24 protein-coding genes and 2 tRNA genes are annotated in these 26,584 nt (G+C 44.8%); 10 read left to right on the forward strand and 16 right to left on the reverse strand.

Annotation, left to right across the window (positions count from 1 at the left end; translation table 11 throughout):
- Positions 1 to 35 precede the first annotated feature (35 nt).
- From ACYRYG_RS03165 to mazG, 9 genes are all read right to left on the reverse strand, one after another.
- Complete coding sequence (locus ACYRYG_RS03165) at positions 36 to 941, reverse strand: DUF4249 family protein (RefSeq protein WP_460197590.1); 906 nt, start codon at positions 939 to 941, stop codon at positions 36 to 38.
- 13 nt (positions 942 to 954) lie between these two features.
- Entirely contained in the window at positions 955 to 3,102 is a 2,148-nt protein-coding gene (locus ACYRYG_RS03170; RefSeq protein ID WP_293426809.1) for a TonB-dependent receptor plug domain-containing protein, read from the reverse strand.
- A gap of 603 nt (positions 3,103 to 3,705) precedes the next feature.
- Complete coding sequence (locus ACYRYG_RS03175; protein WP_293417821.1) at positions 3,706 to 4,140, reverse strand: hypothetical protein; 435 nt, start codon at positions 4,138 to 4,140, stop codon at positions 3,706 to 3,708.
- Positions 4,141 to 4,530 (reverse strand): hypothetical protein, encoded by a 390-nt coding sequence (locus ACYRYG_RS03180; RefSeq protein ID WP_460197591.1) that lies wholly within the window; start codon positions 4,528 to 4,530, stop codon positions 4,141 to 4,143. It lies immediately after the preceding gene.
- A 43-nt stretch (positions 4,531 to 4,573) separates the two neighbouring features.
- A complete protein-coding gene (locus ACYRYG_RS03185) occupies positions 4,574 to 5,119 on the reverse strand; it encodes an RNA polymerase sigma factor (RefSeq protein WP_293417815.1) in 546 nt (181 codons plus the stop codon).
- Positions 5,116 to 6,705, reverse strand: a complete 1,590-nt coding sequence (locus ACYRYG_RS03190; RefSeq protein ID WP_460197592.1) for a L,D-transpeptidase scaffold domain-containing protein — start codon at positions 6,703 to 6,705, stop codon at positions 5,116 to 5,118. The genes ACYRYG_RS03185 and ACYRYG_RS03190 overlap by 4 nt, the downstream gene beginning before the upstream one ends.
- A gap of 187 nt (positions 6,706 to 6,892) precedes the next feature.
- Positions 6,893 to 7,816, reverse strand: a complete 924-nt coding sequence (locus tag ACYRYG_RS03195; protein ID WP_294077318.1) for a ribonuclease Z — start codon at positions 7,814 to 7,816, stop codon at positions 6,893 to 6,895.
- Between the two features lie 3 nt (positions 7,817 to 7,819).
- Positions 7,820 to 8,386, reverse strand: a complete 567-nt coding sequence (locus tag ACYRYG_RS03200) for a lipocalin-like domain-containing protein (RefSeq protein ID WP_293417809.1) — start codon at positions 8,384 to 8,386, stop codon at positions 7,820 to 7,822.
- Entirely contained in the window at positions 8,383 to 9,351 is a 969-nt protein-coding gene (mazG, locus tag ACYRYG_RS03205) for a MazG family protein (RefSeq protein ID WP_293442549.1), read from the reverse strand. The genes ACYRYG_RS03200 and mazG overlap by 4 nt, the downstream gene beginning before the upstream one ends.
- 274 nt (positions 9,352 to 9,625) lie before the next feature.
- On the opposite strand from mazG, the gene ACYRYG_RS03210 reads away from it, so the two are divergent.
- From ACYRYG_RS03210 to ACYRYG_RS03220, 3 genes are read left to right on the forward strand one after another with little or no spacing between them, the layout of a single operon-like run.
- Positions 9,626 to 12,310, forward strand: coding sequence for a valine--tRNA ligase (locus ACYRYG_RS03210; protein WP_293417806.1), 2,685 nt, complete (start codon positions 9,626 to 9,628; stop codon positions 12,308 to 12,310).
- A 6-nt stretch (positions 12,311 to 12,316) separates the two neighbouring features.
- Positions 12,317 to 13,567 (forward strand): clostripain-related cysteine peptidase, encoded by a 1,251-nt coding sequence (locus ACYRYG_RS03215; RefSeq protein WP_460197593.1) that lies wholly within the window; start codon positions 12,317 to 12,319, stop codon positions 13,565 to 13,567.
- Positions 13,568 to 13,596: 29 nt separating this feature from the next.
- Positions 13,597 to 14,643, forward strand: a complete 1,047-nt coding sequence (locus tag ACYRYG_RS03220; RefSeq protein ID WP_460197594.1) for a GYF domain-containing protein — start codon at positions 13,597 to 13,599, stop codon at positions 14,641 to 14,643.
- 24 nt (positions 14,644 to 14,667) lie between these two features.
- Here the strand turns inward: ACYRYG_RS03220 and ACYRYG_RS03225 are convergent, their stop codons facing one another.
- From ACYRYG_RS03225 to ACYRYG_RS03240, 4 genes are read right to left on the reverse strand one after another with little or no spacing between them, the layout of a single operon-like run.
- Entirely contained in the window at positions 14,668 to 15,384 is a 717-nt protein-coding gene (locus ACYRYG_RS03225) for a DUF2461 domain-containing protein (protein ID WP_460197596.1), read from the reverse strand.
- Between the two features lie 35 nt (positions 15,385 to 15,419).
- Positions 15,420 to 16,073: an endonuclease III gene (nth, locus tag ACYRYG_RS03230; RefSeq protein ID WP_293417794.1), complete on the reverse strand. Its 654-nt coding sequence runs from the start codon at positions 16,071 to 16,073 to the stop codon at positions 15,420 to 15,422.
- 13 nt (positions 16,074 to 16,086) lie between these two features.
- Entirely contained in the window at positions 16,087 to 16,686 is a 600-nt protein-coding gene (locus ACYRYG_RS03235; protein ID WP_293417791.1) for an OmpH/Skp family outer membrane protein, read from the reverse strand.
- A gap of 58 nt (positions 16,687 to 16,744) precedes the next feature.
- Positions 16,745 to 16,945, reverse strand: a complete 201-nt coding sequence (locus ACYRYG_RS03240; protein WP_293417788.1) for a hypothetical protein — start codon at positions 16,943 to 16,945, stop codon at positions 16,745 to 16,747.
- Between the two features lie 116 nt (positions 16,946 to 17,061).
- On the opposite strand from ACYRYG_RS03240, the gene ACYRYG_RS03245 reads away from it, so the two are divergent.
- The 5 genes from ACYRYG_RS03245 (at position 17,062) to ACYRYG_RS03265 (ending at position 21,606) form a co-directional block, all read left to right on the forward strand.
- Positions 17,062 to 18,516 (forward strand): aminoacyl-histidine dipeptidase, encoded by a 1,455-nt coding sequence (locus ACYRYG_RS03245; protein WP_293429055.1) that lies wholly within the window; start codon positions 17,062 to 17,064, stop codon positions 18,514 to 18,516.
- 8 nt (positions 18,517 to 18,524) lie between these two features.
- On the forward strand, positions 18,525 to 18,902 hold the full coding sequence (locus ACYRYG_RS03250; RefSeq protein ID WP_293417782.1) for a hypothetical protein: 378 nt from the start codon (positions 18,525 to 18,527) through the stop codon (positions 18,900 to 18,902).
- A 346-nt stretch (positions 18,903 to 19,248) separates the two neighbouring features.
- Entirely contained in the window at positions 19,249 to 21,309 is a 2,061-nt protein-coding gene (gene htpG, locus ACYRYG_RS03255) for a molecular chaperone HtpG (protein ID WP_293422865.1), read from the forward strand.
- A gap of 121 nt (positions 21,310 to 21,430) precedes the next feature.
- Positions 21,431 to 21,504: transfer RNA gene (locus ACYRYG_RS03260), tRNA-Arg, on the forward strand.
- Between the two features lie 28 nt (positions 21,505 to 21,532).
- Positions 21,533 to 21,606, forward strand: a tRNA-Arg gene (locus tag ACYRYG_RS03265).
- 339 nt (positions 21,607 to 21,945) lie between these two features.
- Here the strand turns inward: ACYRYG_RS03265 and ACYRYG_RS03270 are convergent.
- Both ACYRYG_RS03270 and ACYRYG_RS03275 read right to left on the reverse strand, forming a co-directional pair.
- Positions 21,946 to 22,407, reverse strand: coding sequence for a hypothetical protein (locus ACYRYG_RS03270; protein ID WP_293420107.1), 462 nt, complete (start codon positions 22,405 to 22,407; stop codon positions 21,946 to 21,948).
- 93 nt (positions 22,408 to 22,500) lie between these two features.
- On the reverse strand, positions 22,501 to 22,965 hold the full coding sequence (locus tag ACYRYG_RS03275) for a MaoC family dehydratase (protein WP_293426797.1): 465 nt from the start codon (positions 22,963 to 22,965) through the stop codon (positions 22,501 to 22,503).
- Positions 22,966 to 23,064: 99 nt separating this feature from the next.
- Here ACYRYG_RS03275 and ACYRYG_RS03280 point away from each other — a divergent pair, with 99 nt between their 5' ends.
- Positions 23,065 to 24,774 (forward strand): glycoside hydrolase family 25 protein, encoded by a 1,710-nt coding sequence (locus ACYRYG_RS03280; RefSeq protein WP_460197598.1) that lies wholly within the window; start codon positions 23,065 to 23,067, stop codon positions 24,772 to 24,774.
- An 89-nt stretch (positions 24,775 to 24,863) separates the two neighbouring features.
- On the opposite strand, the gene ACYRYG_RS03285 is transcribed toward ACYRYG_RS03280, so the two are convergent.
- Complete coding sequence (locus ACYRYG_RS03285; RefSeq protein ID WP_293420116.1) at positions 24,864 to 25,283, reverse strand: DUF3127 domain-containing protein; 420 nt, start codon at positions 25,281 to 25,283, stop codon at positions 24,864 to 24,866.
- A 175-nt stretch (positions 25,284 to 25,458) separates the two neighbouring features.
- Between ACYRYG_RS03285 and dnaN the strand changes: the two genes are divergently transcribed.
- Positions 25,459 to 26,583 (forward strand): DNA polymerase III subunit beta, encoded by a 1,125-nt coding sequence (gene dnaN / locus ACYRYG_RS03290; protein WP_293420119.1) that lies wholly within the window; start codon positions 25,459 to 25,461, stop codon positions 26,581 to 26,583.
- Position 26,584 lies beyond the last annotated feature (1 nt).

Below are 26,584 nucleotides of genomic sequence, written 5' to 3' on the forward strand. Positions count from 1 at the left end.
TCCTTTTATAATAGATAAACGATAATCTTATTTCATTACTCTGCAGGAGCAGTAGCACTTGCTGACGACACACAATAGGCAGTGAAGAAACCACGCACGCCATTCGAAATATTAGTTGAAATATTTGTGGCCGGACCTCCGAACATAGGATTGGAACCATTCTCCTGATTAATGCAATCAGAGATAAAATCCCAATAATCCTTATTGATATTGCTGACCTGAAGCGTAATTTTATCGCCAGACGACATAAAAATCATATCCTTGGCATCATCATCACTGAACTGATCTTTATCCGTCCTGTCAAAGAAATAATGTATGGTCAGACCACGTATTTTCTGACCATTAAGGCTCATATCATCAAACAAGATATACTTGCTTATCGCATTATATAATTTGCCATTTATACTATATTTCCCGAAATAATAATTTTCATCCTTAGGATCAACAGCACTGATGTTCACGGCATACATCGTATAGTCCCCCTCCTTTATTTTCTCAATAGCTAAAGAGTCAAGATCCACCTTCTTCGGCATTTTACTCTCCGCGGTATAGGTTTCAACAGTACCATCATGATTGAAATCCATTTTCACTTGAAGACTATAAGTCCAGCCAGGTCTGCCTCGCATCTCGTCTCTGGTCATGTAAACGCCACTACCCACTGAGTCCTGAGTCAGGATATAGGTGCGATGTATGGCGGCACTATCTTCACAAAGAACCACCAGAGCATCTGCTATCCTGGCATTCTCCTTTTTGTCAAAATATCCCCTGGAACTGGTTATCTGAATACCCTGTCTGATATTCTGGTCTGTAATCGTACCATAAATCACCGGTACATAGGCAGAATCTGTCGTCGGTATCGTCGTATCTTCCACACACGAATCAAGGAAAGCGGCAGATAGCAATACCATCATTGCCTTAAATACAAATATTCTTGCTTTCATCACTGGTTACGATTCAGAAATTAAAATTATAGGTAATTGAAGGAACGGCACCGAAAAGATAAATCATTTTAGCATGAGGGAATCCGTCATCCGTGTCCTGGTCGAAATACGTCATCCATGGATTCTTGTGCCAGTAGATGTTGTATACCGAAAAGACCCACTCTCCATGACTCCATTTTTTAGATTTAGGATGAGGATGGTATGTAGCAGAAACATCCAGACGGTGGTATGGCTTCCTGCGATCGTTGTTACGTCCTGAATAGATCGGATAATACTCACCATTAATTTCAAAGCGTCCGGTAGGATAAGTTACCGGTGCTCCTGTCGCAAAAACCCATTCAGCAGAAAAGTCCCATTTCTTATTCAACTGATATGAAGCAAGAACATTCACACTGTGTGTTTTGTCTGAAGGAGCCAGATAGGTTTTCCCATTATTAATTCCGGGAATGGTCCGCTCAGTACGAGCCAGGGTGTAGTTTACAAAACCGGTGAGACGACCCGTATTCTTTTTCACCATCAGTTCTACGCCACACGATTTCCCTGTTCCTGTACGAACTTCACCATCAAGTTTCTCATTGAAGAGCAATTGTGCATTATCCTTGAAGTCAATTACATTTCTCATCTTCTTATAGTACACCTCTGCAGAAGTTTCTATCGCATTATGATGGAAATTCCGGAAATAACCGAGAGAATAGAGATCCGCCTCTTGCGGCTTGATATTCGGACTAGCGGGGAACCATAGATCAAAAGGTGAACCAGAATCCGAATTATTAGCCATCTGCAAGAACTGTACATTATGAGAGAAACATGCTTTCAATGAAGATTTCTCATCTAACAGATATACCGCACTGGCTCTCAACTCAGGACGTATATAAGTATGGTATATCTTTCCATTCCCATAAACATGGAATCCTGTGGCCTGATAATTCTGATCATAGTTATAAACGATCCCTTTGCCGATATTCCTGAAAGCCGTAAACCGGGCGCCATAATTCAAAGAAAGATGCCGGTTGACCGTTTGCTCCAGTCCTATGTACACATTATGTTCAAGGGCATAAGACCGCTGCATCCGGAAATCAGGGTATCCCGGGCGCTTGATCAATGCGGGATTTAACGAATGGAAGACAGAAGATGTCCCATAAGTCATCCTCAGTTTTTCTGAGAGCATGTAACTAAGATCCCAACGCAGTTCCAAGTCCTGAATATCGGACATCCAGTCTACCTTCGCCCCCGTAACAGTCCATACCAAATCATATTTATACCGGCTGTAATTCAAAGACAGTTTTGAGAACAAGTTATCAGAAAAGAGATGATTCCAACATCCTGAAATCAAAGAATTGCCATAACCGATCTTTCCAAAAGGTGCAATAAACCTGTCATAACCGTTATAAATGTTCAGATAAAACTTATCCTTTAAAGAAAAACGATGTGACATTTTTGCATCAATATCATAAAAATAAAGATATTCATTCTTCTTTTCCGGATCAGACGACATCCTGAGAAACACATCTGCATAACTGCGTCTGGCGCTGACGAGCCAAGAAGTATTCTTTCCTAAAGGTCCCTCAACAGTAAGCCTGCTTGAAATCAGCCCTAGGCCCCCCGTCCCCGTTATCTTTTCCGGAGAATCATCTTTCAGTTTGACATCCAACAATGACGATAACCTCCCGCCATATTTTATAGGCAAGTCACCCTTATACAGATCAGCACTTTCAACGGCATCATTATTGAATACGGAAAAGAAGCCAAACATGTGGGACGCATTATAGACATTCACATTATCGAGAAGGATAAGATTCTGGTCCATCGTTCCCCCCTGGACATTAAACCCGCAGCTCCCCTCCGACGGCACCTGCACCCCCGGCAACAATTGTATGGCTTTTATCACGTCCACCTCCCCCATCAACGCAGGGATTTTCTTGATCTCGTTTCCAGTAAGGCTCTGCAACCCGACGACAGTACCGGTCACATTGTTATCCTTTTTCTTTGACGAGACCACGACTTCTGAAATTACTACTTCTTTTGCATACTGTTTGTTATTTTTGATTTTCACCTTGCCAATAGAATCTATCACCGACTTTTCTTTCTGGGCATACAACATATGGGGAACGCCTACTAGCAACACACAATAAGAGGTTAATGCCAATCTTTTAATGTTCATTCCTTAATATCACCAGAAGACTTGTTTACATTGATTCCTGCATTAACACCACATTTTTTATGCTGCGAATTTACAAACAAATCACAACACAAAAGGAACATACTAAAAAACAACTTTTTCATTTTAAAAATTTAATTGTACTGAATCAACCGTACAAGTTTTGTCGAAATTCAACTTCACGGACAAGAGTTATAAAAGTGACTAGCACCCTGATGATCTATTACCTTTATAAGGTCATCATAAAACCCAATCATTCGAAATACAGACACCTTGTATTCTATAAACATAGAAAGACTGAAACTCCCCTATCTGTCCAAATCGTTTTTAATAAAAATAAACATTTGAATCTTTACTATTAACGATAAAGTCCTCAGCATATCGAGAATACATCCATCTTTAACCATAGCAGCTTGTATCATCAAGCCCAGTCCCTTCTGCCATTCCTGCCATGCCCCCCCATAGCCTGTCAGTCGTTGTATACAAAATCGTCATCCATCAGATTCAGGCAAAACAGAAACGCCACGGCTCCTGTTGATCAGCCATGGCGTTTTAGCCTGTCAAAGGTATGAATGGTCCTTTCATCAAATATCTTCTCTTAAAAAATCATCTATCACCTCCCTGGAAGATAAATTTCCGGAATGACTGGCGATGAAACTCATCCTCTGCCCGGATAATCCGATAGACCTTCGTTGCCGGCAGCATCTTCAGGAATTTCTTATGATACAACTGCTGCAACTTCTTAATGTTCAAGTCTATCTCGTCACGTTGCTGAATAGCCTCTGTGCAGGCATGAGGATCATTACTGTTGATATGGCGATAAAAACGGAGCCGGTCAAAATAAACCCGCTCTTTCTCCTTCCATTCCCGGTAGACAGGAAAGAATCTAGACGCTTCAAAAGGGGTCAGACCAGCCTTAGATACAATATATTGCTCCATCTCTGCCTGCCAGCGCTCAGGATTAAAACCATTATGACCAAAGACAGACAGGGAAATTCCCATCAAAAAAACAAAAAGTACAAATAACTTTCTTTTCATCATCTAATAATGATTATTACCTTCTACAAGATCCGTATATATATCTTCATTATCCATCATTGCATAATCGGCAGCCTGATCAACGGTGATCGACTGTGCAGGCTTCTGAGCGGTCTGTACCGGTCGTGCATCCTTTCTGGAGAAAATCAGATTGAGAGAGAAAACAGCGGCAAGGATACTTGCTGCTATCAGACTGGCACGCCAGATAAAATGCTTGCGCGCTGCCCTCCGCCTTGAAGAAAGAGAACAAACCATGGGCACAGGTTTGTTCTGTGCGGCCAGACGCGCCATCAAACGCCCGGAAAAATCATCAAAATAACCATCAGGCACCCTGAAAGGTTGCTTCTTACCAAACTTTTTCTTAATGAACTCTTCCTTCTTATTCATATTCATCTTCCCTTTCCTATTGAATTAGACGTGTATAGAAATGAAAAGTTTAATCATTTAATTTCAAAAAACGAGTAATCTTCTGCACAGCCAGATGATAGCTTGCCTTAAGAGCCCCCTCCGAAGTATTCAAAATCTGACTCATCTCCGAATATTTCATATTGTCATAATAACGAAGATTAAACACAGTACGCTGAACCTCAGGCAGCAAGGCTATTGCCTCCCGAAGTAAAGCTTCAGCCCTGCCCCCATCAAAATAATCATCCGCAAGGAGCCGGTTAGCCACCATCTGATCCTCATCAGTACTGATGCCCGCAGCACTTTTCTTATGACGGAGAAAATCAAGAGCCTCATTGATTGCAATACGGTAGATCCAAGTAGAAAGATTCGATTTGCCCTGAAACTGTGATAATTTCGACCAGATCTTAAGGAACGTATTCTGTAGGACATCATCGGTATCTTCATGGACCAAGACGATACGACGGACCTTCCAGTACAAAGGTTTGCTGTAAACTTGTACAAGTCGCTCAAATCCTTTTTTGAAAGTGGAAGGAGATCCGAGCAAGCGTAAAATTTCTATGTCATCTTTATTCACTGATAATTTTTTAAAAAATGCAGGATCACATGATCATAGCCATAAACATCATCATATTTTTCCAGATGTCCGTCTTTCTTCGGATAGAGTGTATAATAAGTGATATAAAGAGGAATGGCAGGTTCCACCTTTACCGAATTAACGAGCAGTTGACGGTTGAGGTGAGCGTCCTGCCGGTGATCTTCCTCGTCCTGCCCCATCTGCCGGTGATCAAGAGGGTGTTGGAGAGAAGAAATGTCCGCCGACATGGAATAACGGATCTGACCGATCAGATGAGGATCTTTTTTGCTCAGAAGGAACATTGCCAGACCGAAAGGTTTCTGCACCCGGATACAACCATGGCTCACACCCCGATCTTCTCTCGAGAAAAATCCTCTTGAAGAAGTATCATGGATATAGATCGAGAAATTATTCCTGAACCGGAAGATGATCCTGCCCAGCGCATTTCCTTTCCCCCCTTCTTGGATGACAGCATAGTCAGGACTTAAAAGCATACTTCTGCTGGCATGGACGGGATTGACTCTTCCCCCACTTTTCCTCTCTTCTATAAAGAACCGCTTATTTTCAAAGTAAGCCTCTTCGCCCGCATGCCGGGCAACACTTTTTTTGATAATACTCTTCGGAATGATCCACTGAGGATTAATGTCCATTCGATAGATCGAACTCACCAGCAAAGGGGTTTTGGTCTCTCTGGTCCCGCAGCCCATACGCATGGACAGGTCCTTATAACCATCCACAGCATCAAGTCTGAAGGAGGGGATATTCACGATCACATACTTCCTGTGACGTTGAGGATAGTCCTTTAAGCGCCAGCGGCACCTCTCCAGATTACACAGGATGAGCTCCCTGGCCTCTCTTGTCCGCGCCCTTTTGAGCAGATGCAACAGTCTGCTATAAAAAGGCCTCGTGGGCTGGATCTCCCGTAAAAACCCTGCAATACTATCCTGTCTCACTTTCCAGAGCGCCAGGGCATAGAATCGTTTCGTGGCATGTTCCATGGGGATATCAAAGAGTTGATGATACTTTACCGGAGAAGGTGTATCTGAAGACTGCCCGTCCACAGCATCCAGATGATTGAACACATAGTCCGGGTTCATGAACCCGAAGCGCTGGCCGACGGCATAACGGAAATAACCCTTGGTCAAATTATATTCCAGCCGTCCCATGACCACATTGATATTGTTGACACGGTCAAAATGCAAATGGCGGATTCTGTATAAGTCCCGCTCGATCTGGCGGACGCGGAACTGGCGTGGGGAAAAGCCCATTCCCCTGACCGTTTTCAGCCAGGAAAGAAGGGTGTCAGCACGTGCGTCTACCCCGTGGCGGTCAATCCATATAAAAGTCCCCTTGTTCTGATAATAATGACGTATCCAATAATCCGTAGTCAGGGAATCCTTATCGTATGCCATACAACTGTCTATTTCAGACCGGATACGGAAAGAATTCTGGGCAAAAGTATTTGATCTCAGCCCGGAAAAGGAATCAAGAGATATTCGTGTGTTCGGATTAGCTGCCTTATTTTCGCATGCAGAAAGACTACAAAACACACACAACAAGGGTCCAATAAACTTTAATAATTTCAAAATTGATAGAATTTGACAATCATTTGACGAACGGTCTCACCTCTCATAAAGATAGAACACCTTTCCGGCAAGATCAAGATAGATACTCTCCCCATTCGACTCATTCACTCCTTTTCACTCTGATTAAATTCTTGTATAAAGATATAACAGCACTCTATTCCCTTCTTCACAGCAGAATCTGGACCTGTTAAGGATTGTTAATATCGAAAGAGTCACCTTCATGGGTCAGACAACTATTTGGGAACACCTCTTTGGCTTCAGCGAGCATGACCTTTTCATCATCATACCGCGCGCTGTAATGTCCCAGCAATAATTTCCCTGCACCTGAGGCCCTGGCCACCAGTGCGGCCTGCTGGGCTGTACTGTGATAATATAATCGGGCCCTTTCCTGATCTGCCTGGATATAAGTTGATTCATGATAGAGCAGGCTGACCCCGCTCACCTTCTTATACAACTCAGGCATATATTTTGTATCACTGCAGTATGCATAAGAGCGGGGAAGATCAGCAGGTTCCACGAAGCAAGCATTCGGAATCACCTCCCCATCCTCTGCGGTCCAGTCAGCACCTAATTTGATATTATTAATCTGGGAGACCGGCACATCGTAACAGTCGATCATATCCCGACGGATATGAGGAAGCGTAGGCTTCTCGCGGAACAGATAACCACAGCATGGTATACGATGTACCAGAGGAAGGGTCTCTACCGTCAGACTATGATCCTCATAGATGATTTTCTGGAGAGTAGTGTCTACAGGATGGAAACGTATTTGAAAATTCAGCCCCTGACAGAAAAAGTCAATTTCCTTTTTCAATAGAGGGCCATAGTAAGCTGGTGCGTAAATATGCAAGTCCGCCGTCCTGCCGACCATCCCGAAAGTGCTGATCATCCCCAACAGTCCGAAACAGTGGTCTCCATGAAGATGAGAGATGAATACGGCTGATATTTTCGTAAACCTGATTTTATAACGACGCAACTGACTTTGTGTGCCCTCTCCGCAGTCTATCATAAAGAGTTTACCCCGGATCTCTATAATCTGGGAAGAAGGGTGATGTTTCAGCGTAGGCATCGCCGACCCACACCCCATGATATGTATTCTGAATGGTTCCAATCTCTATTTCTGACGCTTAAAGGCAAAGATGCCCGCATGATTTTCAAGGTAGAGGCTGTCAGCACCCAGATTGTCTATCGTAAACGTATCCCTGCTCAAGACTAATTTTCCATTATAAATTTTCCACGAGGTCCAAGGATGAGTTTCCGCCTTGACATAATTCTTTACGGTTCCCCCCTCAAGAATTTCAAAGTTCTTATCAATACTTGTCCATTTGCCCATCAATGCCGTAAGATTGATCACATTAGTTGCTATACAGTCGCCATTCCCCTTGTGTCCGATGACAGCCATACGATCACCCACGAACAGTCCACCTTTGACCACGGGTTCTGTCTCATCCTCATCAATCAGATAATTAATGGTATCCCCGGCATCTGTAATCAATTCTATGGTATGCATTGCAGTCCCATCACCGCACACCCCATATATAGTAGAATCGGATCCGCCGGCAGTAGCAGAATCTTCTGTCTTTGCAGAGTCAGAATGGTGTGCCTGCCTATGGTTCTTACAGCCTGCAATGATTAAGACACTGATAAGTGCAATACTCATCAAAAGAATATTTTTCTTCATGATCTTTCTTTATTTTTAGCTTCATTCCAAAGTTTATCCATATCCTCTAAAGTAACCTCCTTGAAGGTTTTATCCCCCTCTTCTATTTTCTTCTCTACATAGTTGAAACGCCTGATGAATTTCTGATTGGTATGTTCCAGGGCATTATCCGGGTTGAGATGATAAAGTCGGGCGGCATTGATGACAGAGAACAAGAAATCCCCCAGTTCACTGGTTGACCGCAAGGAGTCTTCCCGGCGGAGTTCCGTTTCCAATTCGTCCAGTTCCTCACGGACTTTCCCCCAGACATCACCCTTATCCTTCCAGTCAAATCCTACGTTCCTCGCTTTATCCTGGATCCGATAAGCCTTGATGAGAGAAGGCAAGGCGTCAGGTACGCCCCCCAGGACGGTCCTGTTGCCATCTTTCTCCTTCTGCTTGATCTGCTCCCAGGTAGCCTCCACCTCATTTGCCGTAGAAGGAGGAAACTTATTCGGAGCACGACGGACCTCCGAGACATTCGCAGCGGAGGAGTGAGATAAAGGCTGCTGAGAAGAATGCCCTGTATCCTCATGCCGGTAGACCACCTGGCCCTGGGCATTGATCTCCAGCATCGGATCACTTACCCGCCATTGCGGATGCTCCTGAGAAGAAGCTGTAGGATTCTTCAGCCAGTTGATGAACGGATGACGGAACATCAGTTTGTCAGCCTCCTGATTACAGACATCAGCGATGTCAAATTCCCCCTCTTCATCTCCCATCAGACAATAGAAGATGACATGCTCCATCACATCGCCCAGCTCCTTCATGATATTGTGATCATCCTTTTTCATCACCGCATCACAAAGTTCAAAGACCTCCTCGATGGTGTTAGGCCTGAGACTTTCAAAAGTTTGCTTGCGATCCCACGGACATTCCTTGCGCAAACGATGCTGCACATCCAGCAACCGCCCGAAGGCCGCTAATTTTTCTTCCCTGCTATGCACCCTTTTCAACTTAATGAATCTTAACTTTCAATCTATATTCTGCGCAAAGGTACAAATAAATAGAATAAGAAAACCATACAATCGCACATTTTCGTAAAACAAAAGGATTAAACCGTTGATTTTTTCACTATTAAAAAGAAAATTAGTACATTTGCACCATTATATCTCTATAGGGAAACGAAAGGGTGCATCCTGATGATTAGAGGATCCTTACATTTCTCCTAATTGGGAAGATCAGAAATAAGGGAAGAATTTAATAAAATCAGTATATAAAATGGAATTAGCAAGTAAGTATGACCCACAAAATGTAGAATCAAAATGGTATCAGTACTGGATAGATCACCATCTCTTCAGTTCTCACCCTGACGAACGTGAACCTTATACCATCGTTATTCCGCCTCCAAATGTAACAGGAGTGCTGCACATGGGGCACATGCTGAACAATACCATACAGGACATCCTTGTAAGACGGGCCCGGATGGAAGGTAAAAATGCCTGCTGGGTACCCGGAACAGACCATGCAAGTATCGCTACTGAAGCTAAGGTCGTCAACAAACTCGCCCAGGAAGGCATCAGGAAGACCGATCTGACACGGGAGCAATTCCTCGATGAAGCCTGGAAATGGACACGAGAGCATGGAGGGATCATCCTGAAGCAATTACGCCGCCTCGGATGCTCCTGTGACTGGGACCGGACTGCTTTCACCATGGACGAAACCCGCAGCAAGGGGGTGATTAAGGTGTTTGTCGACCTGTATAAGAAAGGCTATATCTATCGGGGAGCACGCATGGTCAATTGGGACCCGAAAGCCCAGACCGCATTATCCGACGAAGAGGTAGTCTATAAAAACGAACATTCCAAACTCTATTATCTGAAATACCGTGTCGTCGAGCAAGATTGTGAACGTGCAGACAAAGAGAATGTCATCCATCATGATGACAAGGGATTCTATGCCGTCGTTGCCACCACTCGTCCAGAGACAATAATGGGTGACTCCGCCATGTGCATCAATCCCAAGGACAAGAAAAACACGTGGCTCAAAGGCAAGCATGTCGTCGTGCCTCTTGTCAACCGGACCATTCCGGTCATTGAAGATGATTACGTAGATATAGAATTCGGCACAGGCTGCCTGAAGGTAACGCCGGCACACGATGTCAACGACCACGCGCTGGGCCTGAAACACCACTTGGAGACCATTGATATTTTCAACGACAATGGGACGATTTCCAAGGCAGCCGGATTATATGTAGGACAGGACAGGATGGTCGTCAGGAAACAGATTGCCATTGATCTGGAAAAGGCAGGACTGATGGAACAAGTCGAAGACTACGACAATAAAGTAGGATTCTCTGAACGCACCAACGTACCTATAGAACCGAAATTGAGCACACAATGGTTTCTGAGCATGAAGCATTTTGCCGCTCTAGCCTTGCCGCCGGTAATGGATGATACCATCGAATTCTATCCTAAAAAGTACAAAAATACCTACCGTCACTGGTTGGAGAACATCAAGGACTGGTGCATCAGCCGGCAGTTGTGGTGGGGACACCGCATCCCGGCCTACTACTATACCACGGTAGAGGGCCATAAGGACTTTGTCGTCGCCGAGAATGCAGAGGAAGCCTTAAAACTGGCTCAGGAAAAGAATCCGGCAGTCCGGGCTGGTGATCTGGAACAAGAGAGTGACTGCCTGGATACCTGGTTCTCCTCATGGCTGTGGCCCATTTCCGTCTTCGACGGGATTAACCATCCGGACAACCCAGATATAAAATACTACTATCCCACCAATGATCTGGTCACGGGCCCGGATATTATTTTCTTCTGGGTGGCCAGGATGATCATGGCCGGTTACGAATACAAGGGGACCTATCCTTTCAAGCATGTTTACTTCACCGGTATTGTCAGGGATAAACAGGGGAGAAAGATGAGCAAGAGTCTGGGAAACTCTCCTGATCCGATCACGCTGATTGACAAATATGGCGCTGATGGCGTGCGCATGGGAATGATGCTGAGTGCTCCTGCAGGCAATGATATTCTCTTCGATGAAAGCCTGTGTGAGCAAGGGCGTAATTTCAACAATAAGATATGGAACGCCTTCCGGCTGATAAAAGGATGGCAGACAAAGGACACAGAGCCTTCGGAAGCCTGCCAGGTTGCCGTAAAGTGGTTCGATGCCCGCCTGAAAGTTGCAAATGATGAGATGAACAAACAGTTTAAGGGGTATCGCATCTCGGAAGCGCTGATGACGATATACCGCTTGTTCTGGGATGAATTTTCCGGATGGTATCTGGAAATGATCAAACCAGAATATGGTCAGCCTCTTGATAAAAAGACCTATCAAGCTACCCTGGGATTTTTCGAGAACCTGCTGAAAATGCTGCATCCGTTCATGCCGTTCATCACAGAAGAACTATGGCAACATATCTATCCGCGCAAAGACGGCGAGAGTATTATGGACTCAATCCTTCAGATACCCGTCCCCACTGATGATGAGAGAAAACTGTGTGATCAGATAGAGGATGTCAAACAGGTGGTAAGTGGGGTCAGGACCGTACGTAATCAGAAAAATATTGCTCCTAAGAAACCGCTTGTCCTCCAGTCTATCAATCACCATCAGGCAGATGCATGGAGCGCCGTCATCCTGAAGATGGCAAACCTCTCCAAGATGGAAACCGTCATGGATAAGTCTGCTGATGCCAGTGGCTTTATGGTAGGCACGAATGAGTTTGCCGTACCTGTGGGTGATCTTATTGACGTGGACGCAGAGTTGTCCAAGGCTCAGTCACAACTGCAGCATTTCGAGAATTTCCTGAAAGGGGTGAAGGCCAAACTCGGCAACCAGAATTTTGTCTCCCATGCTCCCGAGGCTGTAGTGGCACGTGAGCGCAGGAAACAGAGTGACGCGGAGGAAAAAATTCAGACCTTAAAAGAAACGATAAGTGAGCTTAAAAAGAAATAAAAACGTATGAAAGCGAAGGAAAAGCGCTTCTTCATAGTAGGCATATTCAGTCTCCTTCTGATCTTCGCCTTAGGCAGTTGCAGTAGTGGAGACGGGATTACGGACAGTGACGACAGTGGCGTCAACCAGCAGACCCTCCTCGTCTATATGCCCTGGACCGGTTCAAGTTCGGATGATGGGCTCTATTCCATTTTCCAGGAAAATCTGGACAGCATTGAGAAGGGGATCAAAAATGCAGGAGGGTTAACCAACAAAAGGGTTTTGGTCTTTCTCAGTACGTCTGCAACCCAATCTGAGTTGTATGAGATTACTTACAGCCAAGGAGGATTCACCCACAAGCACATCAAGGATTACAGCGGCAACTTTTACACCTCAGCTTTAGGGATCACTGAAATCCTTGACGACATGAAAGCAAATGCGTCCGCTTTAAACTACGCCTTGATTATCGGCAGTCACGGGACAGGATGGACCTACAAGGATGACTGGACAAATTATCCCAATAGCCGTGCGTTATTCACTTACAACAAGGCCAACAGTCCAATCAAGACACGTTTCTTCGGGAGCGTCACAGACTTGAAGAACTACGCCACCGATATTCCTACCCTCGCAGAAGGCATCGCTGATGCAGGAATCAAATTCCAATATATTCTCTTCGATGACTGTTATATGGCAAATGTTGAAACCGCTTACACCTTGCGTAACGCCGCCTATTTCTTAATCGCTTCCACCAGCGAGGTCATGGATATAGGAATGCCTTATACAAAAATGTGGAATAACCTGAGCTCCAGTGCACCATCCTACACTTCAATTGTATCTGCATTTTACGACTTCTACAAGAGTTATACCTATCCTTTCGGCGCACTTTCAGCTATTGACTGCAGGAAGATGAATGGTCTTGCTGCCATCATGAAAAAGATCAATGAGAGCTATTCCCTCCCTGAGTCTTATCGTGACAGCATCCAGGGGGTCGGAGGGTTCAGTTTACCTTTGTATTATGACTTTTATGATTACGTGGATCACCTTGAAGATGCTGACCACAACAAGGTAGCAGCCTCTCTCCTGAAATCGTGTCAGGATACCCTTTCGTCACTCATCCGGAGTACTGCTCATACTGACAGCCTCTATACTGCATTGAGAAATGGAAACAATTTCATTATTGTCAAGAATTATTGTGGCATAGCCACGTCTGATCCGAGCATCAACAGTGTGGCCTTGAAAGGGAAAGAAAAGACCGACTGGTGGAAAGCAACCCATTAAATTCAATTTTCATCATTTAGCTTATCGTCATGGAATATTTTATGATCGAAAATGGTCAACAGACCGGCCCGTTTACAATTGATCAACTTGCACAGAAGCATATTACTTCTGAAACACTCGTATGGGCAGAAGGCATGTCTAACTGGACCCCTGCATGGCAGGTGGAACAACTGAAGTATATCCTTACCGGAAGTCCTCAGCCTACTCCTCCTCCCTATTCTCCGGGAAATACACAGCAGCCTGGTTCTTATGCCACTCCGCAGGGCGGAGAAAACCAGAATGAGGCGGCTGACCGAAACGGTGCAGGAAACTATACCACTGAAACGGCCGGCGCAGGGGGCGGCTATGAAGGTACCATCCCTCCACAGGACAATCAGGAAAACACCCTTGACAAGAACGGGAAAAAGAAGAACCACACGCCATGGCTGATTGCTTTAGCCATTTTGATCGTCGCCTTGCTCTTTTTCATCTTCACTAACCCGAGCAAGCAGGATCATGAAAACGCCATCAAGAATGAAATCACTACGGCTGTAGAAAAAGCTTCGAATGATAACCAGAATGAAGAAACAGATGACCTCTTCACTCAGGGATTCAGCATGATCACGAAAATGATTACAGGAACATTCTTTGATACTGCACTGGACACTTTATTACAGTATCATAACTATGTTTTCTTTTCAAAAACAACGGTTCACCTTGATGGCAGCAACCATATCGTAAGTTTCGGTATTCTGGGAAAGGTACATACCATCAATGAGGATGATATTCTGAAGGTCCTCAGCAAGGTTAATCCGACACGAATTGACGTGCAGAGCCAAAGTCCGGATCAGCTCCAGGATCAAAATGATGCGGCAAACCAGCAAGATGACCAAGAGGCTTCCGGTGAGGGTGAAAACGTGAACAATGGTTTCCAACCGTCTAACGGCCAATCTGCTGATCAGATTGCTACCCGGATCAGTAATAAGGTAGAAAAGCAAGTGGAAAAGAAAATAGATAAGGAGATCAACCAGGTCACGGACTCTACAACCATAGACCGCCTTATCAACAGGGTCATGGATATGTTCGGCATCCATTAAACCATTATCCTCAGCCGTCGATGGTTACTCATAGTCATCAATGACCCCATTGAGGAAATCCATCATCGGCTTCCCCACTTTGAAGTCTTCAGCTATCGTATCAAGCCACTGGTCACCGTTAAAGAAATCATCATCAACACGAATCCAAGTGGCAAAATCCTTCATCCGCAGATACTGAATGTAGGGATAGTCTTTCGGGAATCCTTTAGGGACAGTCTTCAGATGACTGAGGCCGAATCCTTTGGGGCTGATTACAGATCCTCTGTCGTCAGTCTTTCCTTCATCAGGATAACCGAAAAGAGAAATGAATTTTCCATTCTCTACCGCCCTTCTCCAGGTATCTATATTGCCCATGATCTCATTTCTGACAGAGGTCAGGATATTGGTCGGCAACCAATAGCATCCCTGGGAAATAAGGCAATGGCCAGGCTGAACATGAAGATAATAGCCGCACCGAAGTGATTTCTTCCCATGTGCACAAATAAATCCACCGAAATGGTTTTTATATGGGGACTTATCAGGGGAAAAACGAATATCACGGTAAAAGCGATACATACAGTCCTTTGCCGTCAAATGGGCTATTTCCGGGTCAAACTCAGAGATCGTGGCAATAGCTTGATCCACTCCTGCCCCAAAGTCATCCTTACAAGCCAAGAATTCGTCTCTATGACTGGCAAACCATTCCCGGTCATTATGAACGGAAATGCCTTTAAGAAAATGATTAATCTTCTGAATATGCATAGTACATCAAGATTTGAGAACGATAAGGCTGAACCTTACTTTTCCAGTTTGCTCCCCTCAAGAAGTTTAGGGCAATATGGATTAAAGAAACACTTATCACATTGAGGATGCAGACTTTTGCAGATGTAACGTCCATGCAAGAGCAACCAGTGATGAGCCTTAGACAAATCTGCCGAAGGAATATGTGCTGTCAGATAATCCTCCACCTTACGAGGGGTATCTGCGCTCTGCGGGACCAGTCCCATCCGATGGCTCACCCGATAGACATGGGTGTCGACAGCCATGACCGCCTTTCCGAACCAGACCGCCTGCAGCACATTAGCAGTCTTGCGCCCTACTCCCGGCAACTTGACCAATTGATCCGGTCCGGAAGGAACTTCACCTCCAAAATCAGAAACGAGCATACGGCTCATCTCTGACAGATGACGGGCTTTAGAATTCGGATAACTCACTGAATGGATATAAGTCAGTATATCCTCCGGAGAAGCCTGCGACATAGCACGGGCATCAGGATAACGCCGGAACAAATCCGGTGTTATCTCATTGATGCGTTTGTCCGTACACTGGGCACTCAGCAGAGTAGCCACCAGCAATTGAAAGGCACTTCCAAACATTAACTGGGTCGTTACTTGCGGCTCTGTCCTCCTGAAATAAGAGAGGACATAACGATAACGCTCTTCTCTGGTCACCTTTCAGAATCTCCTATTTTGCAGTGGTGTTAAGTTTGCCCTTATATGCCTTGTTCAGACCGGCAATGACCTCATTGGTAATGTCGTAAGCCTTGTTGGCATACAAAAGATTGTCACCACTCTTGCTGAAGATAATGGAATATTTCTTATCCTTGTTGTAAATCGTCAGATAATGGGAAATGGAGTCATGCAAGGCCTTGTTATACTTGCTCTGCTCAGCCTGGAATTCATTTCCCAGACGCTGCTGCAAACTTTGCAAGTCTGCCTGTTGTCTCTGAAGACCTTCCTGGATAGCCTGGGCCTGCTCACGCGTGTAGGCATTCTGCTGCACCTTCTGCTGGAAATTTGCAGCGGCAGCCTGCAACTGTTGTCCCCGGGCATTAATGGTATTCTGAATGTTGATACTCTTCTTCTGCAGCAGTTGGGAATACTGTTTTGCAAACGCATATTGCGTCATGATAGAGTCAACTTCCACATAGGCAACCTTGAGATTGGCAGGAGCTTTCGCAGTTTCAGACTCCGGTTCTACCTGAGGTTGCTGTTTGTTACAAGACGTCATGCCGAGAGCAGTAATCGCAACAACGGCAAGCGTTCCCAAAATGTTTTTTTTCATTTCTTTTATTTTAGTTCTTATTGTTTTTCAAAATGGAACAGTTGTCCGGTCTCCCTTCTCATTCAGACACCGCCTTCCGGATGCCATGGGCTTCCCGGTCCTGCTCAAGGACACAGTGGATACCCTGTTTCCGCAAGGCTGGATTGTCTTCAACATGCGGTGATGAAAACCTTCCGTTTTTTCTTAAAATCAGCTTAATCGCTAACAAGGCGAAACTAATAGCAATAATTAACACGCTGAATAGTAATATTTCAATCATTTTCCTTATTTTTGCAATACCTTCATGGCTAAATCAGTGACAAAGATAATAGTTTTGAGGTAATTAACAAAATAAAAAGAGATAAAAAGAAGTATTTTTTAATAATAGAAAATAAAATGAATAAGAGTGAACTTAAACCTGCTCGCGTCTTTGAGCAATTTGCTGAAATCAACAAAATTCCCCGTCCGTCAAAACACGAGGATAAAATGATTGCGTATTTGAAAAAATTCGGTAAAGATCATCATCTGGAAACAAAAGAGGATGAAACAGGAAACATCCTGATCCGTAAGCCGGCTACAAAGGGTTATGAGAACTACCCTACTGTCATTCTGCAATGCCACATGGATATGGTCTGCGACAAACTGATAGATGTTGACTTTGATTTCTCCAAGGACACCATTCAGACTTATGTCGACGGTGACTGGCTGAAAGCAAAAGGAACAACGCTGGGTGCCGATGATGGTATCGGTGATGCTATTGAACTCGCTATCCTGGACAGCGACGATATAGAACATGGTCCGATAGAATGTGTATTCACACGCGATGAGGAGACACAGCTCACCGGGGCCATCGGCATCAAACCGGGATTCATGACCGGAAAATACCTGATCAATCTGGATTCCGAAAACGAAGGTGAATTATTCGTATCCTGTGCAGGAGGGAGGAGCACGATTGCAACTTTCAGGTTTGAACGCGAAGTTGCCCCTAAGGATTATGCTTTCCTCGAAGCATCCGTCAAGGGTCTCAAGGGTGGCCATTCTGGCGATGATATTGAGAAAAAACGTGCAAATGCCATTAAAATCCTGACCCGTTTCCTCTATATAGAACAAGAAAAGATGTCGTTATTACTGGCAGAATTCAATTCTGGCAAAATGCACAATGCGATCCCCAGGGACGGCAAGATCTTATTTGCGATCCCCAAGGCCAAAGAGGATGAGGTGAAGGCAGACTGGAAAGCCTTTACGGGAAAAGTAGAAGACGAATTCCACGTCACAGACACCAATATGGTCTGGAGCATCACTAAAGGCAAGGTCCAGCCGGTGATGCCGCAAAAGGTGTCCATCCCTCTCGTGCGGGCCTTGCAAGCCATCGACAACGGCGTGTTCGCAATGTGCCAGGATCAGGCCCTTGCCTGGATGGTAGAAACCTCCAGTAATGTTGCCAGCGTAAAGACGGACAATGAACAGGTGGTTATCGTATCAAGCCAGCGGTCCAACGTGATGAGCAACCTGGACAATATCTGCAATTCTGTCAAGGCTGCCTTCCAGTTGGCCGGTGCTCAGGTGGAAGCAACTGACGGCTACCCTGCCTGGAAAATGAATCCGGACAGCAAACTGGTAAAAGTGGCAGTTGACGCTTATAAGACTCTTTTCCATAAAGAGCCGAAAGTAAGAGGAATCCACGCAGGTCTGGAATGTGGTCTCTTCAGTGAGAAATATCCCGATCTGGATATGGTCAGCTTTGGCCCTACCCTGAAAAATGTCCATACTCCGGATGAAATGCTCTATATCCCAAGTGTCCAGATGGTATGGGATCACCTGCTTCTCATCTTAAAGAATCTTGATGCTTGAAAATGCTTATGAAAGCAAGGTCCTTTTTCATTCTGATGCTGTTCCTGCTTCTTTTTACGGGATGCGGAGAGCAGCACCAGAGTAAAGTGCTGGTCAGAAATTTCTTGAATAAGAATCTGGTGTACAGTGACATCAGTGAGGACCGCTACAGTGATATGGACTCAACAACACATGTCACGAAAGACCGTATAGAGAAGATGCATGAAATCACAGGTAAAATGCCGGAATTCCGCCATGGCATTCAATATGGGGTCCCTACCTCTACCTTAATGTATATGACGGTCAGCTACAAGATTACCCGTAACAATGGGAAAGTGAAACATTTCCAGCAGACCTTCTATATGGACAGAAATCTGACAGGAATCGTTGCTTTCAAGAATAACTGACTTTACAGGGGGATCTGTATAGGTTGAATCCTGACGGTTCAGCCATATTCCTATAGAACAGGTTCTGACTATGCTTGATAGTCAGAACCTGATTTTTTTATCCTGACAGGAAGTAGGCTCACACTTTCATTGTCAGACCATAAACAGACATGACACTCCTCACCCGTCCTGAGACCGATTACCTTCCCCGGATCATTTCTGGCACATATTTTGCAAGAGCTACCCATGAGTCTTTCATTCCTCAGGGTGAACCCGCCTGCCAAGGGCGATAAGATGCCATAACAAGGGATGTCAGTCTCCATAAAACGTATACAGTTGAAAATTATAATCAAAAAATCATATTGATATGGCAAAGAAAGGTAATATCGGGGTTACTACAGAAAACATCTTCCCCGTCATTAAAAAATTCTTATATTCTGATCATGAAATCTTCTTACGGGAGATGGTATCCAATGCCGTTGATGCTACCCAGAAGTTGAAAACACTTGCAGAAAAGGGTGATTTTAAAGGTCAACTTGGAGATCTGACCGTGAGGATAAAACTGGATGAAAAAGCGAAGACCATCACGATCAGTGACCGGGGCATCGGAATGACAGAGGATGAAATCGACAAGTATATCAATCAAATAGCCTTCTCTGGGGTCAATGATTTCCTGACCAAATACAAGGATAATGCAAACGCAATCATCGGACATTTCGGACTGGGATTCTATTCTTCTTTCATGGTCAGTGACAAAGTAGACATCGTGACCAAGAGCTACAAGGAAGGAGCCAAAGCTGTAAAGTGGAGTTGTGACGGTAGCCCGACGTTTGAAATATCAGAAGCTGACAAACCGGACAGAGGTTCTGATGTGATCCTGCATATCAGTGATGACTGCAAGGAATTCCTGCAGAAAGAAAAGATCACCGAGCTCCTCAACAAATACTGCAAGTTCATGCCTGTCCCCCTCGCGTTCGGCAAGAAAACGACCTGGAAGGACGGCAAACAGGTGGATACTGAGGAAGACAATATTATCAATGACATAGAGCCGTTGTGGACCAAGAAGCCTTCTACACTGAAGGATGATGATTATAAGAAATTCTATAAAGCCCTCTATCCCATGGAGGATGAACCTCTGTTCTGGATCCACCTGAATGTAGACTTTCCCTTTACCCTCACCGGAATTCTCTATTTCCCTCGCATCAAGAGCAATATCGACCTGCAACGCAATAAGATCCAACTCTATTGCAATCAGGTGTTCGTCACCGACCATGTCGAAGGGATCGTGCCAGACTTCCTCACCCTGCTCCATGGTGTGATTGATTCTCCGGATATTCCTCTGAATGTAAGCCGCAGCTATCTTCAGAGCGACGCCAACGTGAAAAAAATCTCTATCTATATCACGAAGAAAGTAGCCGACCGGCTGCAGGAGATCTTCAAGAGCGACCGCAAAGATTATGAGAAGAAATGGGATGACCTCAAGATCTTCATCAATTATGGCATGTTGTCCCGGGAAGACTTCTATGATCGTGCCAAAGACTTTGCTCTCTTCAAGGATGTCGATGGCAAGCATTTCACTTTTGATGAATACAAAACACTCATCAAGGATAATCAGACTGACAAGGATGGCAATCTTATCTACCTCTATGCTACCAACAAAGATGAGCAATATTCATTTATCCAGACCGCCAAAGACAAAGGTTACAGCGTGCTCCTGATGAATGGAGAACTGGATGTGCCGATGGTAAGCATGCTGGAACAGAAATTCGAAAAATCCCGTTTCAGTCGTGTGGACGCTGATGTGATTGACCGCTTGATTGTCAAGGAGGCTCCGAAGAAATCTGATTTGGATAAGGACCAGAGTGACAATCTGACAGAACTGTTCCATTCACAGATGCCGAAAATCGATAAGGCTCAGTTCATGGTGGAGGTACAAGCTCTCGGCGAAGAAAGCCAGCCCATTGTCATCACGCAAAGTGAATATATGCGGCGGATGAAGACGATGAGCCATTTCCAACCGGGAATGAGCTTCTATAACCAGATGCCGGACAGCTATGTCCTGGTCATCAACAGTGACCATCCGGTAATCAAGAAGGTTATTGAGGAAGAGGAAAGCAAGAACGCAACCGCGCTGAAACCGATCCTGAGTGAACTGAAAGGATGCCAGGCTCGTCTGGCTGCCATCCATCAGGAGCAAAGCAAGAAAAAAGCTGAGGAGATTACAGAGGCGGAAAAAGATGACCTCAAGAATACAGAAAAGGCGGTCAATGATCAGCGTGAGAAAAGGAATAAGATCCTGGATGATTATGCTGCCGGCAATGCTGTCGTTCACCAACTTATCGATCTGTCCCTCCTCCAGAATGGCATGCTGAAAGGAAAGGCTTTGGATCAATTCATGAAACGCTCCGTCGAAATGATTAAGGCCTGAAGGCCCATCCTCTCATCATGAAACAGGCATGCAGACGGATGGCTTGAAGGTAAAAAAAGTTTTGAAAAGTTTTGGTTTTTAGAAAATAAAACTGTACCTTTGCAATCGCTTATAAAAAGTGGGCCCCGTAGCTCAACTGAATAGAGTATCTGACTACGGATCAGAAGGTTCAGGGTTTGAATCCCTGCGGAGTCACATTTTAAATAAGTTTGCAAATCTCTGGGGCTCCGTAGCTCAACTGAATAGAGTATCTGACTACGGATCAGAGGGTTCAGGGTTTGAATCCCTGCGGAGTCACAAAAGGGGAAACATCTATCATGATATTTCCCCTTTTTCAGGTTTAACCCTTTCCTGTATATAGCAAATTCAGGGTTCAATAATTCAAATTACACCTTCATACATAAGACCTTAAATTCACTAACGTTGACACCTGATTCAGGGGGGATAGTCATAGAGGAGCAATATGCACCATTTTGGGGAAGCAAAATGCACCATATCGGCCACAATTGACTATGGTCGTGAAAATCAGTGACTATGATTCTTATTGTTAAAAAAATAATGTTGTCTGAAACATACTTACCTCAAGCCAACTGCCCATAGCCAATAGACCGGTCACCGGAGAAACTTTAGAAATTTTCAAATCAAACTATACATAAACATATTCTCCAGGACCGTCATCTCCGCCCAGAACACAGGATGACAATGATTCTCCTTCCGCATGAAAAGGAAGAAAAAAACATAAGGGAACCACGCTAAAAGGAGAATTGGATGATTCAGCAGAATACAGGTCTGACAGGCTACACAAGTAATCACTCCCCCCACGTCATGAAAAATTGCGCCATGAGTACGAAACACCGGAGTAATAATAGCCATAAACATGCCTAAGGCCGTTATATAAGTCAGGAATCTCGTCCCCGGAGAACTTTTCCTGTACATCACCGGAAGGACATAGACTGCCAGGAAAAGCATATAGGCCATAAACTCCCAGTGGTGTTTCGCCACATAGGAAATCTCGGAGATACTGGCCAGAGGCTCCCCCTTCTTATAGGTCATGTAAATGATATAGATGACGGTGACAGCAATTACAAAATAAATCATTTATAAGAGATCATTCAGTGGAAAATACCGGCAGGTACAACATGGCCTAAACCTCATCAAGACCCATCCGTTGACTCTGCCTGAAAATGAAAATTATTTGAAGTAGTACAGGAAACTCGCCACCCCTTTCAGAGCGGGCTTGGCTTCTCCTTCTATTTCCATCTTGAATTGGATTCCGGCTTTACAGATCCCTCTTAGATTCTCTATCGAAGCCAACTTGGTAACCAGTCGGATCCTTGAGCCACAAAGGACAGGACAACCGAAACGCATCTTATCCATCCCGTAGTTCACCATCATTTTCAGATTGTTCACTTCAATGATCTGACCCCATAAATAAGGCAGAAGAGACAGCGTCAAATAGCCATGAGCAATCGTGCTCTTATAAGGGCTCTCCCTCCGGGCCCGCTCCACATCAACGTGAATCCATTGATGGTCAAGAGTGGCTTCAGCAAATGAGTTGATGCGTTCCTGGTCTATTTGTAACCAATCAGAAACACCCAGTTGCTCGCCTAAATGAGAGGCGAATTCCTCAAAACTATTGATGATTAATTTTTCCATATCGTGTCCTTAAATTCGATTGATGGTTGTTCTCCGACAAACAGATTTTGCAAAGTTAACAATAAATTCTGAATTTTATATGCGAATCCCAAAAATCTTATGTACTTTTGCTGGCAAATGCAGGAAAAGATCAAACCAACTATTACAAAAGCAAAACTTAAATGGATCAGTGCGCCACTGTTACTGGCTATCCTTCTCATCGGAATCATTTCGACCTATACCGTTGACAGGAAAGAGATTTATAAAAGTGAGGCACAACTGAAGTGCATTTCATGCTATGAACTTACCCTGAACGGACAACCGGTACTGTCATTCAATGCAGACACGATCACCACAGCGGCCTGCTGGATAGACCGGTGGGCCATCGTCCCCTCCTGCAAGGGCCGTCTGCTTACGATTTCTGACAGTTCTCTCATCCAACACCGGTATAGTCCTGAAGAAGTACGGAATCTTCTGAAAAAACATGTAGATTCTCTGCAAAGGCAGAAGGACAACATGAGAAATATTGTCGAGGCGCTTCAATACTATGCCCGTGTACATGATGTACGTGACATCGGTTATGGAATGATTGCGGATTACGGAATCCGGAAAGTCCGCCAGTACCGGCAGATCTCTCATGACCTGTACACTATCCATCAAGTGAAAAGTGACAGTAACCGGCTGCAGATCACTTACAGAGTTTATTTCAAAGTCAAGTATAAGGATGCCAAGGGAGACATGGCAGAAGAGAACTGCCATCTGATCAAGATCCTGCACCACCGGTATCTCATTGTCCAAACTGACCGGAAGGAGAAACCCCAGGGAGTAACCAGTCAGCCCTTGTCCGTAGCACAATATATCGTCATGGGCACTAATAAAAGCATGCGCGAGCCCATAGACTGGACGGAACGGCCTGATTCTGCAGGCATTTACATAGGAGAGCTCAACCAACGGTTTATCCCTGAGGGGCATGGTGCTCACATAGATAACGACGGTTCGTATTATGAAGGCCACTGGTCAAATGGCAAGCGGAATGGCTTTGGATTTCTGGCCTCCCCGAAGAAAGGACTCCGTGTGGGTGAATGGAAAAACAATGTCTATCTGGGAGAAAAACTCATTTATAATTCCGAACGGATCTATGGCATTGACATCTCAAAATATCAGCATATCAAAGGCAGGCACCAGAAACATTATTACGCCATCGACTGGGCACATCTGAAGATTACCCACCTCGGGAACCTCAGCAAGAAGATAGTCTCCGGTACCGTCAACTACCCCTTGAGATTCGTGTTTATCAAAAACACAGAGGGCATGACGCTGTTCAATCCCTACTATCTCCGCGATTATGAAAAAGCCAAAGCGCACGGGTACCGTGTGGGAACCTATCACTTCTTCTCCATCCGTACTGACCCGGCAAAACAAGCCTGGTTTTATCTGAAACGATCAAAATTTGGGAAAGGGGATCTCCCCCCTGTTCTTGATGTAGAGCCCTATCCGAGTCAGATCCGGAAAATGGGTGGAGAGAAAATCCTGTTCGGCCGTGTCCGTACGTGGTTGAGAATCGTTCAGCAACATACAGGCATAAGGCCTATCTTATATGTAAACCAGATATTTGTCAACAAGTACCTGAACAGTGCTCCTGATATCAAGCAACACTATTATATCTGGATAGCCCACTACGGAGAATACAAACCGGATATACGATTGGCCTTCTGGCAGTTGTGTCCAGACGGCGGGGTAAGGGGAATCCGCGGTGAAGTAGACATCAACGTATTCAACGGTTACGAACAGGAATATAAAAAATTCCTTCAGAAAGCGACGATACGCTGATCAGCGAAATCGAACACTAAAAAATATTCCCGGAACAGCAGCATGCTCTCCCGGGAATATCCTATGACAAACCGACCTTCAGTCTGGTCTTAGAAAGGCAGATCGTCTGCTCCGCTGTCTCCGTCAGAAGAGGGAGGAAAAGGAGCCTGTGCACCACTGGCGGGAGCACCACCTGCCAAAGGAGCGGCGTTGTCCTGAGGCTGATTGCCCTGCACACTTGCCTGCACAGCCGCAGGATCTACCCGCTGTACCTGCCAGGCATTAATATTATTGAACCAGCGCCCCTGATATTCATGGGCATCAATATCAAAAGATACCGTCAACTCCTCACCACTCTTAATAGCAAACTGGTTGATCTTGTCTTCACCGAAAACCCGAAAGGCACATTTCCGGGGATATTGCTCATGAGTCTCAATGACATAGTCCTGTGAAGCCCATTGATTACCTGTCCGCTTTGACGTACCACTCTGCTTGGGAAGAACCGCAATAATCTTTCCTTGTATTTCCATGCTGTATGCTTTTAATGTTTAATTTTCTGACTGCGAAATTACTAAAATAGTTCTAAAAAACGAAATTTTCTAAGCTAATTTTTGCTTATCTACACATATTTTCGTATTTTTGTGCATTATAAGGTGCAGACTTGCATCCTGAAAACATTCGCAAAGAACATAAACAAACATACTCATGAGATTTACATTATCCAGTACGGCACTGAGTAGTTGCCTTAACACGCTCTCCCGAGTGATCAACAGCAAGAATTCCTTACCGATTCTTGACTGTTTCCTTTTTAAGGTGAATGATGGCCTTCTTTCCATTACGGCCAGTGATAGCGAAAATACGATACAGAGTACCCTGAAACTGGACAGTGCGGAGGGGAATGGAGACTTTGCTATCTCCAGCCGTACCGTCCTTGACGCAGTAAAAGAATTGCCTGAACAGCCACTCAACTTTGATATTGACACCGATACGTTCAGCGTTCAGGTTTCATACCAGAATGGACTCTACCATTTTACTGCACAAAGTGCTGAAGAATATCCCCGGACACAACTGCTGGATGACAATACCACAACGATCACTATTGATGCAGGGATTCTGGTGGATAATCTGACACGGTCACTGTTCGCCACAGCAGAAGACGAACTTCGTCCTGTGATGAATGGGGTATACTTTGACCTCACACCTGAAAGTTTGAATATCGTAGCCAGTGACGGACATAAATTAGTCAGGAATAAATTCTTCGGGATCAAGAGTGACGCCCCTACTTCCTTTATCCTCCCCAAGAAACCTTCCACCCTTCTCAAAAACATATTAAACCGTGACGGCGGTGATGTCATCATCCGGTTCAATGACCGGAATTCTGAGATCAAATTTGACAACAGTATATTGAACTGCCGCCTCATCGAAGGCCGCTATCCAAATTATAATTCGGTGATCCCTGAGGACAACCCCAACAAACTCACCATAGACAGAAAAAGCCTGCTGAGTGCCCTGAGACATGTCGTACCCTTTGCCAGTGAAAGCAGCGAACTCGTCCGCTTTCAGTTGGGACAAGGTAAACTGGAACTGAACTCGGAGGATCTGGACTTTGCTACTTCTGCAAAAGAACAGTTACCATGCGATTACAGTGGTCAGGAGATGAGTATTGGCTTCAAGGGTACCAGTCTGCAGGAAATACTGACAAACCTGGAGAGTGATGAAATCATCATGGAACTGGCAGACCCGTCTCGTGCCGGAATCGTCTATCCAGTCACACAACCGGATAACGGAGAGGTGCTGATGCTGCTGATGCCAATGCTGCTGAATGATTAAA

Source organism: Segatella asaccharophila (assembly GCF_054687055.1).